We start from the raw sequence: 14,707 nt of genomic DNA, 5'->3' as shown, positions 1-14,707 counted from the left end.
CCCGGCGCCCGCGGGTCGCTCGCCCGCCAGGCCAGCGCGATGGTCCGGCCCGGCCCGTCGGTGTCGAAGCCGCGGATCACGGTGAGCCCGCTCGGATCGGGGCCGGACGGGACGGCGAGGGCGGGAAGCAGGGTGTAGCCGGCCCCGGCCGCCACCATCGAGCGCAGGGTCTCCAGGCTGGTGGCATGGCGCCCGGCGGCGCTGCCCGCCCCGCAGGCGGCGATCGCCTGGTCGCGCAGGCAGTTGCCCTCGTCGAGAAGCAGCAGGTCCGGCCCGGCGATGTCGGCGGCGCGCAGGGCCCCGCCCTGCGCGAGCGCATGGTCGGCCGGGCAGGCGAGGCGGAACGGCTCGACGAAGAGCGGCGAGACGGTGAGCCCCGAGGCGGGCAGGGGCAGCGACACCAGGGCGGCGTCGACCCGCCCGTCGCGCAGGGAGGCGAGGATGTCGGCGGTGCGGCCCTCGCTGAGGGCCAGCGCCAGCATCGGGAATTCCTGGCGCATCGTCCGCAGCACCAGGGGGAAGAAGTACGGCCCGAGCGTCTGGATCGCCGCGAGCACGAGCCTACCGGTGAGCGGTGCGCCGCGGCCCTCGCTGGCCAGCGCGAGCAGGCGCTGCGCCTCGGCCAGCACCGCGCGAGCCTGACGCACGATGATCTGGCCCGGCGCCGTCATCAGCACGCGCCGGTTGGAGCGCTCGAACAGCACGAGCCCGAGCGCGCCCTCGAGCTTGCGCACCTGGACGCTGAGCGTCGGCTGGCTGACGTTGCAGCGTTCGGCCGCCCGGCCGAAATGCCCCTCGTCGGCGATGGCGACCACGTATTCGAGGTCGCGGAGCGACAGGCCGGCGAGGTTCATAGTTTTTGTCTATCATACCCTTTGCGACGATGCATTGGCCAATGGGTTCGGAGTGGCGCATAAGGGGAGCCCGGAACGATTCCAGGAAACGGCGTCCCCTCGTTCGCGGGCGCAGGCGCCGATCCTCGAGCCTCGTCACCACCACGGAGAGATTCTTCGCATGAGCGATCAACGCCCGATCCTGACGACCCGCCAGGGCCACCCGGTCCGCGACAACCAGAGCACGCGCACGGTGGGCGAGCGGGGTCCCGCGACGCTCGAGAACTACCAGTTCATCGAGAAGATCACGCATTTCGACCGCGAGCGCATCCCCGAGCGCGTCGTGCATGCCCGCGGCGCCGGCGCCCACGGCTACTTCGAGGCCTACGGCAAGATCGGCAACGAGCCGGCGTCCAAGTACACCCGCGCCCGCGTCCTCAACGAGACCGGCGTGAAGACGCCGATGTTCGTGCGCTTCTCCACCGTGGCCGGCGCCAAGGAGAGCCCGGAGACCGAGCGCGACCCCCGCGGCTTCGCGGTCAAGTTCAAGACCGTCGACGGCAACTGGGACCTGGTGGGCAACAACCTCAAGGTCTTCTTCATCCGCGACGCGATCAAGTTCCCCGACATGATCCACGCGTTCAAGCCGGACCCGGTGACGAACCGCCAGGAGGCGTGGCGCTTCTTCGACTTCGTGGCGCAGCACCCCGAAGCGATCCACATGGTGACGCACCTGAAGTCGCCGTGGGGCATCCCCGCCAACTATCGCGAGATGGAAGGCTCGGGCGTCAACACCTACAAGCTGGTCAACGACCAGGGCGAGGCGGTGCTCTGCAAGTTCCACTGGGAGCCCAAGCAGGGCATCCGCAACCTGACCTCGGCCCAGGCGGCCGAGATCCAGGGCAAGGACGTCGGCCACGCCACGCGTGACCTCTACGACAACATCAAGGCCGGCAACTTCCCCGAGTGGGAGTTCTGCGTGCAGATCATGCCGGACGGCCCGAACGACCACCTGTCGTTCGATCCCCTCGACGACACCAAGCTGTGGCCGGTCGAGGACTTCCCGCTGCTGCCCGTCGGCCGCATGGTGCTCGACCGCGTGCCGGACAACTTCTTCGCCGAGGTCGAGCAGTCGGCCTTCGGCACGGGCGTGCTCGTGGACGGCATCGACTTCTCGGACGACAAGATGCTCCAGGGCCGGACGCTGTCCTACTCGGACACGCAGCGCTACCGCGTCGGCGCCAACTACCTGCAGCTGCCGATCAACGCGCCGCAGCCGGGCGTGAAGGTCTACTCGAACCAGCGCGATGGGCAGATGACCTACGGCGTCGACGGGACCGGCCCGAACAAGCACATCAACTACGAGCCCTCGACGCTGGCGGAGGGCCTGCGCGAGGCGCCGAAGCCCGCGAAGGACTACCACCAGCCGGTGCAGGGCAACCTCGGCCGCTACCAGACCTCGCGCACCGAGGACGACTACACCCAGGCCGGCGTGCGCTACCGCTCGTTCCAGGATTGGGAGCGCGACGACCTGATCGCCAACCTCGTCGGCGACATGAAGCAGTGCCCCGAGGCGATCCAGCTGCGGATGGTCTGGCACTTCTCGCATGCCGACGCCGATTACGGCCGCCGGGTCGCGGAAGGGGCCGGGATCGACCTCGCCAAGGCGCTGGCGCTGCCGCCGCTGCCGGGGCGCGCCGCGCCGGGCAAGCGCCTGACGCCCGAGACCTACACGGACGGCTCGCAGGCCCACCAGATCGCCGCCGAGTAGCCCGCTTCGCGCTTCGCGCGGACGACGACATCAGCCCCGCGCGGTCGAAGGACCGCGCGGGGTTCTTTCTTTGGCGCCAGCCCCGCCGCCGCGCGGCGCGGCGTTTCCTCCCGCCCGGAAACGGTCTAAACGGCCGCTCCCGCGCCCCGCGCGGGGACCGACCCTCGTTTGCGCTTACCTGCCGCGTACGCAGGAGTGAGCCCGGAGACACCGCGACGATGCCCATCCTGACATTCCCCGACGGCAACACCCGCGCCTACGACGAGGCCGTGACCGGACGGAGCGTGGTCGAAGGCATCGCGAAATCGCTGGCCAAGCGCACCGTCGCGATGGCGCTCGACGGCGTCGTCGCCGACCTGTCCGACACGATCGAGCGCGACGCCCGCATCGAGTTCCTCGACCGCACCGACCCGCGGGCGCTGGAGCTGATCCGCCACGACTGCGCTCACGTGCTGGCGGAGGCCGTTCAGGCGCTGTGGCCGGGCACGCAGGTGACGATCGGCCCGGTGATCGAGAACGGCTTCTACTACGACTTCGCGCGCGAAACCCCGTTCACGCCGGACGACTTCCCGGCGATCGAGGCGAAGATGCGCGAGATCATGGCCCGCGATGCGGCCTTCACCAAGGAGGTCTGGAAGCGCGACGACATCCGCAAGGTGTTCGCCGACCGGGGCGAGGCCTACAAGGTCGAGCTGGTCGACGCGATCCCGCCGGGCGAGGACCTGAAGGTCTACCGCCAGGGCGACTGGTTCGACCTGTGCCGCGGCCCGCACATGACCTCGACCGGCAAGGTCGGGCCGGCCTTCAAGCTGATGAAGGTCGCCGGCGCCTACTGGCGGGGCGATTCGAGCAACCCGATGCTGACCCGCATCTACGGCACCGCCTGGGCCACGAAGGAGGAGCTCGACGCCTATCTCCACCGCCTGGAGGAGGCCGAGCGCCGCGACCACCGCCGGCTCGGCCGGGAGATGGACCTGTTCCACTTCCAGGAGGAGGGGCCGGGCGTCGTGTTCTGGCACGCCAAGGGCTGGACGATCTTCCAGGAGCTGATCGCCTACATGCGCCGCCGCCTGAAGGGCGACTACGCCGAGGTCAACGCGCCGCAGATCCTCGACAAGGCCCTATGGGAGACCTCCGGCCACTGGGGCTGGTACCGCGAGAACATGTTCGCGGCTCAAAGCGCCGGCGACGAGGCCGAGGACAAGCGCTGGTTCGCCTTGAAGCCGATGAACTGTCCGGGCCACGTTCAGATCTTCAAGCACGGTCTGAAGAGCTACCGCGACCTGCCTCTGCGCATGGCGGAATTCGGCGTCGTGCATCGCTACGAGCCGTCGGGCGCGATGCATGGGCTGATGCGCGTGCGCGGCTTCACGCAGGACGACGCGCACATCTTCTGCACCGAGGACCAGCTCGCCGACGAGTGCCTCACGATCAACGACCTGATCCTCTCGACCTACGCCGATTTCGGCTTCGACCAGATCGTGGTGAAGCTCTCGACCCGGCCCGAGAAGCGGGTCGGCTCGGACGCCCTGTGGGACCATGCCGAGGAGGTGATGACCCGCGTGCTGGCGCAGATCGAGGCGCAGTCGGGCGGGCGCATCCGCACCGAGGTGAACCCGGGCGAGGGCGCCTTCTACGGGCCGAAGTTCGAGTACGTGCTGCGCGACGCGATCGGGCGCGACTGGCAGTGCGGCACCACGCAGGTGGACTTCAACCTGCCGGAGCGGTTCGGCGCGTTCTACGTCGATGCCGAGAGCCAGAAGGTGCCGCCGGTGATGGTGCACCGGGCGATCTGCGGCTCGATGGAGCGGTTCACCGGAATCCTGATCGAGCACTTCGCCGGCCACTTTCCGCTCTGGCTCGCCCCCGTCCAGGTGGTGGTCGCGACCATCACCGGGGAAGCCGACGCCTATGCGGCGGAGGTCGTCCGGGCGCTGACGCGGGCCGGCCTGCGGGTCGAGGCGGACCTGCGCAACGAGAAGATCAACTACAAGGTCCGCGAGCACTCGCTGGCCAAGGTGCCGGTGATCCTGGCGCTCGGCCGGCGCGAGGCCGAGGAGCGCACGGTCTCGATCCGGCGGCTGGGCAGCCAGCAGACCCGGACCCTGCCGCTCGCGGAGGCGGTGGCGAGCTTCGTCGCCGAGGCGACCTCGCCCGACCTGCGCCGGGCCGAGGCCGTCGCCGAGAGCGTGCCGAGCACGGGCACGGTGCTCGACGGGCAGCATGGCGAGAGCCCGACGCCTTAAGGCGCCGGCGCCCGCTCACCCCGCCTTGGCCAGGACCTCGATGTCGCGGTCGAGCCCGCTCTCGACCTTGAACTCGCGGGTGTAGACCTGCCCGTCGTGGCGGGCGATCAGCACGTAGTCGCCCTCCGCCAGGGTGACCTGCGGGAACGCGCCGATCGCCTCGCGGATGGTGTCGCCGCCGGGCGTCAGCACCGAGAAGGCCGTGCCGGCGAAGGCCTCGGCGCCGGGGCTGGTGACGAGCTTCAGCGTCACCGTGGCCGCCCGGTGGTTGAGGGTGGCGTCGGTGACCTTGCCGTTCTCGACCTTCAGGTCGGCGCGCTGGATCGCGTTCGACTCCCCGTAGGTCGAGACCACGTGGTAGGTGCCCTCGGGCAGGCGCAGCAGCTCGCCGGCCTTGACGCCGTTGCGCACCAGCCGCCCCTCCGAGTTGGTGCCGATCGGCACGAAGACCGAGAAGGAGAGCTGCGCCGGAGCGATCCGGGTGTCGCCGATCGCGCCGGACAGCTTGAGCGCGCCGGCGGCCACCCGCAGGGTGTCGGTCGCGGGCTGGCCGGACATCGCGATCTTCTTCGTCGCGCTGGCGAAGCCGTAGGTCACGGAGGCGACGTAGGCGCCCGGCGCGAGCTTGAACGTCGGCGCCGGGTCGGTGGAGCGCGCGACGATCGCGGGCCGGACGCCGTCGGTGCGATCCTCGTAGATCCGCCAGACCAGGCCGGACCGCAGCGGCTGGCCGATCCCCGACAGCAGCGCGGAGAGCGACAGGGTCGCCTCGCCCTCGGGCTGGCTCGGGGGCAGGTCCGGCGTCGTGATCGAGGGCGAGGGAAGGCCGCCGCCGAGGCGGTTGCCGAAGGGGTCCGGCGACTGCGCCGCGGCTGCGAGCGGCGCGACCGCAGCCAGCAGCGCCAATCCGGGCCCGAGCCTTCGTCCGCGCATGTCGCAAGCCTTCTCCCCAAAGGCCGAACCGGCCGAACGTCACCGTCTCGCCCGTGTGATCCCGGACCGTGGCGAGCGCAAGGCCGCCGAGGGTCCTCGCGCTTCCCGCGCCAAGCTGCCCGACTTCCCAGCCGGTCCCACCCGTGCGAAATCCCGACGCGATCGCGGGACCGCCCCGCACCGGCCAGCCGAGACGCCCCGATGAACGCCACCCTCGACATGCTGCGCACCCGCCGCTCGGTGCCGCCCGTGCGGATGACGGACCCGGGACCGAGCCCGGAGCAGATCGACACGATCCTGACGCTGGCCTCGCGGGTGCCCGACCACGGCAAGCTCGCGCCGTGGCGCTTCATCGTGATCGCGGGCGCGGCGCGCGAGCGGATCGGGGCCGTGATCGCGAAGACCTACGCCGCCGACAACCCGGAGGCCGACGCCGCGCGGCTCGACCTCGAGGCCAAGCGCCTCGCGCACGCGCCGGTCGTCGTCGCGGTCGTGTCGCGGGCCGGGCCGCACGTGAAGATTCCGGAATGGGAGCAGGTCCTGTCAGCGGGCGCCGCCTGCATGAACCTCGTGGTGGCGGCCAACGCCCAGGGCTTCGCCACCGCCTGGCTGACCGAATGGTACGCCTACGATCGCCGCGTGCTCGAAGCCCTTGGCCTCGACCCGCGCGAGAAGCTCGCGGGCTTCATCCATATCGGTGCCCCCGAGGAGATCCCGTCGGACCGGCCGCGGCCGGACCTCGCCGAGATCGTCACGCGCCTGTAAGGCTCGCACCCATGCATTACGCCCCCGACGACCGCACCCTGCCGCACAACCCGCTGAAGGCGATCGTCGCGCCGCGGCCGATCGGGTGGATCAGTGCCATGAGTCGGGAGGGGAAGCTCAACCTCGCGCCGTACTCGTTCTTCAACGCGGTCGGCGACGACATGGTCGCGTTCTCCTCCACCGGCCGCAAGGACGCGCTGACCTTCGCGGAGGAGGGCGGCGATTTCGTCTGCAACCTCGCCACCTACGATCTGCGCGAGCCGATGAACGCCTCCTCGGCCCCATTGCCGCGCGGCGAGAGCGAGTTCGATTTCGCGGGGCTGACCACGGCCCCGTCGCGCAAGGTGCGCGCGCCCCGGGTGGCGGAAGCCACCGCCGCCCTCGAATGCCGGTGGCTGCAGACCGTGCCGCTGGTTCCGCTCGGAGGGGGCGAGGCCGCCAACTTCCTGGTGATCGGGCAGGTGGTCTCGATCTACATCGACGACCGCTTCGTGAAGGACGGCCTCGTCGACACGGCCGCGATGCAGCCGATCATGCGCGGCGGCTACTTCGACTACTTCAAGATCGGGCCGGACGCGAAGTTCGCCATGCAGCGCCCCAAGGGCGCCGGCGACTACACCGCGCGCTGACGCGACGGGAAGCGGAACAGGCGCGCGCTCGGGCTCTGCAGCCCGGCGCCCTTCGACGGATCTCCGCCCGCGCAGGGTCGTGCGCGAAAGACCCGTGCGCGCTCGAAGAAAGCTTAGACCCTCATCGCCGGCACGCGCCCCTGCATCCCCGTGCGGTGGCGACGCGCCCTGAGGCGGAGCGCAGGCCCGAACCCCGGTCTTGTGCGCGCTTCGTTAACCTTCGCCGGGCGCGAATGCCGGCACCGAATCTCCCCCTGGGGTCCGCTTCGCCACGGAACCTTCGGAACGATCGCCCAGCTTCAGCGTTGAGCTTGTGAATTCGATGGATCATCGAGAAAGGATCATCATGCGCAAGTTCGCTCTCGTCACCGCCGCGATCATCTCGGCTGGTGTCCTCTCCGCCACCACGGCCGATGCGCGTCCCGGCTTCCGCGGCGGGTACGGCCACGGTTACGGCGGCGGCTACGGCCGGGGTTACGGCTACCGCGGCGGTCGCGGCATCGGCACGGGCGCCGCTGTCGGACTCGGCATCGCCGGCCTCGCAGCCGGTGCGATCGCCGCCGGCGCAGCACGCGATGCCTACGGCTACAACCGCGGCTACGGTGCGTACGGCGGCTACGGCGCCCCGGCCTACGGCGGCTACTACGGCTCGCCCTACTAAGGGCTCGCCATCCAGCACGTGAATTTGGGGCGACCGGGCATTCCGGTCGCCCTCTTCGTTCGTACGGGTTCCCTCAGCGGGCGCGGTAGGGCGGGACGCCGGGATCGGGCAGCCAGACGGAGGCGGGCGGCGCACCGGTCTGCCAGAACACGTCGATCGGGATGCCGCCGCGCGGGTACCAGAAGCCGCCGATCCGCAGGTAGCGCGGCCCGAGCAGGTCGACGAGCGTCTTGGCGATGCCCACCGTGCAATCCTCGTGGAACGCGCCGTGGTTGCGGAATGCGCCGAGGTAGAGCTTGAGCGACTTCGACTCCACGAGCCAGCGATCCGGGACGTAGTCGATCACCAGGATCGCGAAGTCGGGCTGGCCGGTCACCGGGCAGAGCGAGGTGAATTCCGGGACGGTGAAGCGGGCAAGGTAGTCCGTATCCGGGTGCGGGTTCGGCACCCGGTCGAGGCGGGCCTCGTGCGGGCCGGCGGGGAGGGGCGTCGGCTGCCCCAGCTGCAAGGATTCATCGGTCATGGCCCTCCTTACCGCAGGCCTCGCCCCGCTGCATCCGACCCGCGTGCATGGTTCGGCCGCGCGTCGCTCGCGGCATCGCCGCTGGGGCTCGAAACCGGAACGGGCGGCGGCGGCTTTTGCATTCACTTTGCCGGTCGCATCGCGCGATCGCGCACCGCCTTGCCCGAGGCCGCGCCTTGACGGATAAGCCGCAGCGACGAGACCGAATCCGGGCCCGCCGCCGATCGCGTGCGCCCTTGGGGAGGAGCCTTCATGACCGCGATCACCAACATCGCCGCCCGCGAAATTCTGGACAGCCGCGGCAACCCCACCGTCGAGGTCGACGTGCTGCTGGAGGACGGTTCCTTCGGCCGCGCGGCCGTGCCGTCGGGCGCCTCCACCGGCGCGCATGAAGCGGTGGAGCTGCGCGACGGCGACAAGGGCCGCTACGCCGGCAAGGGCGTGCGCAACGCCGTGCACGCGGTCCAGACCGAGATCCTCGACGCGATCGGCGGCATGGACGCCGAGGACCAGGTCGCGGTCGACGAGGCGATGATCGAGCTCGACGGCACCCCCAACAAGGCCCGCCTCGGCGCCAACGCCATCCTCGGCGTGTCGCTCGCCGTGGCCAAGGCCGCCGCGGAAGCCTCCGGCCTGCCGCTCTACCGCTACGTCGGCGGCGTCCAGGGCCGGGTCCTGCCGGTGCCGATGATGAACATCATCAACGGCGGCGCGCATGCCGACAACCCGATCGACTTCCAGGAATTCATGATCATGCCGGTGGGGGCCACCTCCATCGCCGAGGCGGTGCGCATGGGCGCCGAGGTGTTCCACACCCTCAAGAGCGCGCTCAAGAAGGCCGGGCACAACACCAACGTCGGCGACGAGGGCGGCTTCGCCCCGAACCTGCCGACGGCGGAAGCCGGACTCGACTTCGTCATGGAGTCGATCCAGGCGGCGGGCTTCAAGCCGGGCACCGACATGGTGCTCGCGCTCGACTGCGCGGTCACCGACTGGTTCAAGGACGGCGCCTACCACTACGAGGGCGAGGGCACCGTCCGCTCGATCGAGAGCCAAGTCGACTACCTGGCCAAGCTCGTCGACGCCTACCCGATCCTGTCGATCGAGGACGGCATGGCCGAGGACGACTGGGAGGGCTGGCGCCTGCTCAACCAGCGCATCGGCGACCGCTGCCAGCTCGTCGGCGACGACCTGTTCGTGACCAACGTCGAACGCCTCGCCCGCGGCATCGCAGAGGGCTCTGCGAACGCGATCCTGATCAAGGTCAACCAGATCGGCTCGCTCACCGAGACGCTGGCCGCCGTCGATATGGCTCACCGAGCCGGCTACACCGCGGTGATGTCGCACCGCTCCGGCGAGACCGAGGACGCGACCATCGCCGATCTCGCGGTCGCGACCAATTGCGGGCAGATCAAGACCGGCTCGCTCGCCCGCTCGGACAGACTGGCCAAGTACAACCAGCTGATCCGAATCGAGGAGGGCCTCGGCGCGCAGGGGCGCTACGCCGGGCGCGGCGCGCTGCGCCAATCCGCGCGCGCCTGAGGCGGAACCTCCGTACCCGCACCCGCGTCATCCCGGCCTGCAGCCCAGCGCAGGCCGGAGCCGACGATGACGAAGCCGGACGCGACGCCCACCGCCCAGCCCGACCCTGAACCTGCGGCCGACGCCCAGCCGCACGACCTGCCTCCGGCGCTGGCCGCCCTGTGGTGGGCGGCGAAGGGTCCGACGCATTGGGACCGCGCCCACGCGCTCGTCCAGGACGCGGCGGGTGCGGATGCCGCCTGGGTCCACGCCCATCTCCACCGTCTCGAGAGCGACCCGGCCAACGCGGCCTACTGGTACGCCCGCGCCTCACGCCCCGTCGCCACCGGCGATCTCGCCGCCGAGCGGGGCGCCATCGCCGCCGCCCTCCGGTCGGTCGCCTGATCCTCCCCGATCGCCGGATGGATCCGCCGCCGCGCCTTCGAGGCGCACGAGCAACGGGGCGGCGGCCTCCGCAGCCAGGCGCTCGACCGCGCGGTACTGCGCCACCACCTCCGCGCCGAAGGCGGACAGCCGCGCCCCGCCACCGCTCCGTCCGCCGATCTGCGCCTCGACCACCGGCTGCCGGAACCCGGCATTGATCGCCTCGACCAGCATCCAGGCCCGCCGGTAGGACATGCCGAGCGCCCGGCCCGCCGCCGAGATCGAACCGTGCGCGGCGATCATCTCCAGCAGTTGCACCTTACCGGGTCCGAGCCGGTTGCCCGGCCCGAGATCGATGCGGATGCTCAGCGTCGCCATCGGTTCCCCTCGTCCGGCATCCTAACCCGGACGGCGACGGCACGGCGAGCGGCATCGACCCCGCGATCGGCCCTGGCCATCGCTATACTTGCTGGGATATAGCGGTGCGGCCGGCTCGACCCCTGCGAGGCGGCCGTTTCGGAGGTCGTCTTGATCGGTATCACGCGCGCCGTCCTCGTCGCCGCCCTGCTGCTCGGGACCGCCGCGCAGGCCGCCGAGACGGTCACGGTGTTCGGCGCCGCGAGCCTGAAGAACGCCCTGGACGACGCCGGCAAGGCATTCACGGCGCAGACCGGGATCGCGGTCAAGGCGAGCTACGCCGCCTCCTCGGCGCTCGCCCGCCAGATCGAGGCGGGCGCGCCGGCCGACCTCTTCGCCTCGGCCGATCTCGAATGGATGGACTACCTCGCCAAGAGGACGCTCATCCGGGCCGAGAGCCGGGTGAACCTGCTCAACAACCGCCTCGTCGTCGTCGCACCGAAGGACGCCAAGGAGAGCGAGGTCCCGTTCACCGTAGAGGGCTTCGCCAAGGCGCTCGGCGCGGACGGGCGGCTCGCTACCGGCGAGGTCAGCTCGGTGCCGGTGGGCAAGTACGCCAAGGCGGCCTTCGAGACGCTCGGGCTGTGGGCGACGATCCAGCCGCGGCTGGCGCAGGCCGACAACGTGCGCGCGGCGCTCGCCCTGGTCTCGCGCGGCGAGGCGCCCCTCGGCGTGGTCTACGAGAGCGACGCGAAGTCCGATCCGGGCGTGAAGGTGGTCGGCGTGTTTCCGGCGGGCAGCCATCCGCCGGTGGTGTACCCGTTCGCCGTCACGTCCGTGGTGAAGGGCGACGGCGCGGCCCGTTTCCTCGACTTCCTGAAGAGCGCGTCGGCCAGGCCGTTCTTCGAAGCCCAAGGCTTCTCCGTGATCCCGGCCGGGCAGGGCGCCGAGATCCCGGCCGAGCCCGGCACCAAGTGACTTTTCTTTCATCCACAGAGGCCGTTCGATGAAGATCTCAGCACGCAACGTCATCAAGGGCAAGGTCGTCGCCGTCGAGAAGGGCGCGACCACCGCGCACGTCAAGATCGAGATCGCCGCCGGCCAGATCGTCACCGCGGCGATCACCAACGAGGCGGTCGACAGCCTCAAGCTCACGGTCGGCGGCGAGGCCTACGCCGTGGTCAAGGCCTCCGACGTGATGGTCGCCGTCGACTGACCGGCTGCGATCATGGGGCCGGGGGCATCCGCCGGCCTCGTGGGCGAACGACCCCTTGGGCGATGCCCCCCCGAGGCTCGGGATCACGCCAGGATCGGCGTGCAGACCGAGCGCCCGTGCCCCGGCAGGGGCACCACCGCCACCTCCACCCCGTAGACGCGGCGCAGGCTCTCGGGCGTGATCGTCGCCTCAGGGTCTCCGAGCGCGACGAGGCGGCCGCCGTGCAGCAGCGCGACGCGGTCGGCGCAGAGGAAGGCGTGGCCGGGGTCGTGCGTCGAAAGCACCACGGCGATGCCAGTGGCCGAGAGACGACGGACCTGCTCGAGCACGCGGGTCTGGTTGCCGAAATCGAGGCTCGCGGTCGGCTCGTCCATCACCAGGATGCGCGGCTCGCCGGCGAGCGCCCTCGCGATCAGCACCATCTGCCGCTCGCCGCCGCTGATCTCGGTGTAGATGCGCTCGCCAAGATGCGCGATCCCGAGCCTCTCGAGCGCCGCGTCCGCCGCCTCGCGGTCCTTGCGGCCGGGGCTGGCGAAGGGCGCGAGCCGGGCCGCGCGCCCCATCAGCACCACCGCGCGCACGGTGAACGGGAAGAACGCCGCATGCGCCTGCGGCACGTAGGCGATCGCGCGCGCGATCCTGCGGCGCGACCAGCGCGACAGGTCCTCGCCGTCGAGCCGGACGCGGCCCGCGCGGGCCGGCAGCAGGCCGAGCAGGGTCTTGAACAGGGTGGTCTTGCCGCCGCCGTTCGGCCCGAGCAGGCACAGCACCTCGCCGGCCCCGAGCGAGAAGCTGACGCCGGCGCCGACCTCGCGCGCGCCGTATCCGAAGGCCAGCGCCTCGACGGACAGCATCAGGACCAGCCCCGCTTGCCCGCGGCCAGCAGCCAGAGGAAGAACGGCGCGCCGGCGAGCGCCGTGAGGATGCCGAGCGGCACCTCGATCGGCGCGAGGGTGCGGGCGGCCAGATCCACCGCCACGAGATAGCCGGCGCCCAGCAGCGCGGAGGCCGGCAGCAGGCGGCGGAAATCCGGGCCGACGAGGCCGCGCGCGACGTGCGGCACGACCAGGCCGATCCAGCCGATCACCCCCGTCACCGAGACCGCCGCCGCGGTGACGAGCGTCGCCGCCGCGACGAGGAGCGGGCGCAGCCAGCGGGTCTCGATGCCGAGCGCCCGCGCCTCCTCCTCGCCGAGGCTCATCAGGTTCATGCGCCAGCGCAGCAGGACGAGGGGCAGGAGCCCGAGCCCGATCGCCGGCAGGATCGCCAGGACGTCGCTGAGGGTGACGGAGGACAGGCTGCCGAGCAGCCAGTAGGTGATGGCGGGCAGCTGGTTGTAGGGGTCTGCCAGCACCTTGAGCAGCGAGATGCCTGAGCCGAGCACGGCGCCGACCGCGACGCCGGCCAGCACCAGCGTCAGCACCGGATCGTGCCGGCCGACCAGCGCGCCGACCGCGTAGACGATCGCCACGGCGCCCAAGCCGCCGGCGAAGGCCAGCCCCTGGATCGCGAGGACCGGCAGCGCGAGGGTGATGCCGAGCACCGCCCCGAGACCGGCGCCGGCCGAGACCCCGAGGATGTCGGGCGAGACCAGGGGATTGCGGAACAGGCCCTGGTAGGTCGCGCCGGCCGACGACAAAGCCGCGCCGACGACGAGCGCGGCGGCCACCCGCGGCAGGCGGACCTGAAGCACCACCACCTGCGCGGTCGCCTCGCCCGGCGCGGTCCCGAACAGCTTGGAGGCCAGGATCGCGAACACCTCGGCGACCGGCACCGGGAATTTCCCCGCGGCGAGGGCGACGAGGACGAGCGCGCCGAGGCCGCACAGCGCGAGGCAGGCTCGCACGGCCGCCGAGGCACGCCGTCCCGCGCCGGGGACGGCCTGCGCCGCCGCGGGCGCGTCGGTCGTCGCGGTGCCCTGGGTCATCGCCCGGCGTCGCGTCATCGGCGCGCCGGCACCGCGTCGGCGAGCAGCGCGTCGACCGCCTCGGGGGCGAGGGCGACGTGGTAGAACCGCTGGTAGAAGTCGGCGACGATCGCCGGCAGGGGCTCGGGGAACTGCGCCGGGTAGAGCAGGTGCGCGAGCCAGCGCACGCCGATCAGGCGGTTCACGCCCGGCGGCGCGTCGAACCAGGCGAAGGGCAGCGTCGGCGTCCGGTAGACGCGCCCCTCGCGCACCGCCTTCACTCCTTGCCAGAGCGGATCGTCGGCGGGCCGGAAGGCGGGATCGAGGGCGACGATCACGTCCGGGTTCCAGCCCAGGACCTGCTCCGGCGAGACGTTGGCGAGGCCGTTGCCGCCGACGGCGACGTTCCGGGCGCCGACCACCTCGAGGATCTCGGTGTTGATCGAGCCGAAAAAACCCGTCTCCAGGCCGCGCGGGCCGCGGGCATAGTACACGCGCGGACGCTCCGCCTCCGGGATCTGCGCGACGCGGGCGGCGACCTCCGCCACGGTGCGGTCGGCATAGGCAGCGAGCCCGTCGGCAGCCTGATCCAGTCCGAGGACGGCGCCGAGCCGACGGTAGGTCTCGGCGGTCCTGGCGAAGGCGCCGTCGAGCAGGATGTAGGGGATGCCGGTCTGGGCCTGGACCCGGTCGGCGAGCGAGGCGTAGGTCGGCCCCGTCGAGCCGACGTCGACGATGAGGTCCGGCTTGAGGGCGAGCACCGCCTCGACGTTGGCCGTGCCGCCGCGCCCGGTCAGGCGGCCGCTGGCCGGAAGTCCCCAGGTCGCCGGGGCGAGGTAGGGCCGCTCCACGGGGGAGGGCGACCGGACCCAGGCCGCCATCCGCTCGGGCGCGAGCGTGTAGAGCAGCACGGACGCGGGCGGGCCGGCGGCGACGACCCGGGCGGCCCGCTCCGGAACCTC

Annotated in this window: 16 protein-coding genes; 9 read left to right on the top strand and 7 right to left on the bottom strand. The window is 71.5% G+C overall.

Features of this window, described 5'->3' with window-relative positions:
• Nucleotides 1-854: LysR substrate-binding domain-containing protein (locus tag FV223_RS07670; RefSeq protein ID WP_147726249.1), on the bottom strand; the 854-nt coding region annotated here is incomplete at its 3' end.
• Nucleotides 855-1,014: 160 nt separating this feature from the next.
• On the opposite strand from FV223_RS07670, the gene FV223_RS07665 reads away from it, so the two are divergent.
• Both FV223_RS07665 and thrS read left to right on the top strand, forming a co-directional pair.
• Nucleotides 1,015-2,604: a catalase gene (locus FV223_RS07665; RefSeq protein WP_147726248.1), complete on the top strand. Its 1,590-nt coding sequence runs from the start codon at nt 1,015-1,017 to the stop codon at nt 2,602-2,604.
• Between the two features lie 218 nt (nt 2,605-2,822).
• Nucleotides 2,823-4,850 carry a threonine--tRNA ligase gene (thrS, locus tag FV223_RS07660; protein ID WP_147726247.1) on the top strand — a complete coding sequence of 676 codons (2,028 nt, stop codon included), beginning with the start codon at nt 2,823-2,825 and terminating at the stop codon, nt 4,848-4,850.
• A gap of 15 nt (nt 4,851-4,865) precedes the next feature.
• Here the strand turns inward: thrS and FV223_RS07655 are convergent, their stop codons facing one another.
• Entirely contained in the window at nt 4,866-5,783 is a 918-nt protein-coding gene (locus FV223_RS07655; protein ID WP_147726246.1) for a hypothetical protein, read from the bottom strand.
• Nucleotides 5,784-5,984: 201 nt separating this feature from the next.
• Between FV223_RS07655 and FV223_RS07650 the strand changes: the two genes are divergently transcribed.
• The 3 genes from FV223_RS07650 (at nt 5,985) to FV223_RS07640 (ending at nt 7,838) form a co-directional block, all read left to right on the top strand.
• Nucleotides 5,985-6,548 carry a nitroreductase gene (locus FV223_RS07650; protein ID WP_147726245.1) on the top strand — a complete coding sequence of 188 codons (564 nt, stop codon included), beginning with the start codon at nt 5,985-5,987 and terminating at the stop codon, nt 6,546-6,548.
• Between the two features lie 11 nt (nt 6,549-6,559).
• A complete protein-coding gene (locus FV223_RS07645; RefSeq protein WP_147726244.1) occupies nt 6,560-7,177 on the top strand; it encodes a flavin reductase family protein in 618 nt (205 codons plus the stop codon).
• 346 nt (nt 7,178-7,523) lie between these two features.
• Nucleotides 7,524-7,838, top strand: a complete 315-nt coding sequence (locus FV223_RS07640; RefSeq protein ID WP_147726243.1) for a hypothetical protein — start codon at nt 7,524-7,526, stop codon at nt 7,836-7,838.
• A gap of 73 nt (nt 7,839-7,911) precedes the next feature.
• Here FV223_RS07640 and queF read toward each other — a convergent pair whose 3' ends face one another.
• Nucleotides 7,912-8,361: a preQ(1) synthase gene (gene queF, locus FV223_RS07635; protein WP_147726242.1), complete on the bottom strand. Its 450-nt coding sequence runs from the start codon at nt 8,359-8,361 to the stop codon at nt 7,912-7,914.
• 252 nt (nt 8,362-8,613) lie between these two features.
• Between queF and eno the strand changes: the two genes are divergently transcribed.
• Both eno and FV223_RS07625 read left to right on the top strand, forming a co-directional pair.
• Nucleotides 8,614-9,903 (top strand): phosphopyruvate hydratase, encoded by a 1,290-nt coding sequence (eno, locus tag FV223_RS07630; RefSeq protein ID WP_147726241.1) that lies wholly within the window; start codon nt 8,614-8,616, stop codon nt 9,901-9,903.
• Nucleotides 9,904-9,969: 66 nt separating this feature from the next.
• Nucleotides 9,970-10,287, top strand: coding sequence for a hypothetical protein (locus tag FV223_RS07625; RefSeq protein WP_246689635.1), 318 nt, complete (start codon nt 9,970-9,972; stop codon nt 10,285-10,287).
• Here the strand turns inward: FV223_RS07625 and FV223_RS07620 are convergent.
• Entirely contained in the window at nt 10,213-10,644 is a 432-nt protein-coding gene (locus FV223_RS07620) for a LysR family transcriptional regulator (protein ID WP_147726240.1), read from the bottom strand. The genes FV223_RS07625 and FV223_RS07620 overlap by 75 nt on opposite strands.
• Before the next feature lie 150 nt (nt 10,645-10,794).
• Here FV223_RS07620 and modA point away from each other — a divergent pair, with 150 nt between their 5' ends.
• Together modA and FV223_RS07610 are read left to right on the top strand one after the other, a co-directional pair.
• Nucleotides 10,795-11,601, top strand: a complete 807-nt coding sequence (modA, locus tag FV223_RS07615) for a molybdate ABC transporter substrate-binding protein (RefSeq protein ID WP_147726239.1) — start codon at nt 10,795-10,797, stop codon at nt 11,599-11,601.
• Between the two features lie 28 nt (nt 11,602-11,629).
• Entirely contained in the window at nt 11,630-11,839 is a 210-nt protein-coding gene (locus FV223_RS07610; protein WP_147726238.1) for a TOBE domain-containing protein, read from the top strand.
• A gap of 83 nt (nt 11,840-11,922) precedes the next feature.
• On the opposite strand, the gene FV223_RS07605 is transcribed toward FV223_RS07610, so the two are convergent.
• The 3 genes from FV223_RS07605 to FV223_RS07595 all read right to left on the bottom strand — a co-directional run.
• Nucleotides 11,923-12,696 carry an ABC transporter ATP-binding protein gene (locus FV223_RS07605; RefSeq protein ID WP_147726250.1) on the bottom strand — a complete coding sequence of 258 codons (774 nt, stop codon included), beginning with the start codon at nt 12,694-12,696 and terminating at the stop codon, nt 11,923-11,925.
• Nucleotides 12,693-13,766, bottom strand: a complete 1,074-nt coding sequence (locus FV223_RS07600; protein ID WP_147726237.1) for an iron ABC transporter permease — start codon at nt 13,764-13,766, stop codon at nt 12,693-12,695. Before FV223_RS07600 ends, FV223_RS07605 begins: the two co-directional genes overlap by 4 nt.
• Nucleotides 13,767-13,780: 14 nt before the next feature.
• Nucleotides 13,781-14,707, bottom strand: a 927-nt coding sequence (locus FV223_RS07595; RefSeq protein WP_147726236.1) for an iron ABC transporter substrate-binding protein, incomplete at its 5' end; no start/stop codon positions are given.

Source organism: Methylobacterium sp. WL116, from assembly GCF_008039455.1.
GTDB lineage: Bacteria > Pseudomonadota > Alphaproteobacteria > Rhizobiales > Beijerinckiaceae > Methylobacterium.
Note: the sequence above shows the minus strand (reverse complement) of the source record. Positions and strands in the feature narration are given on the sequence as shown.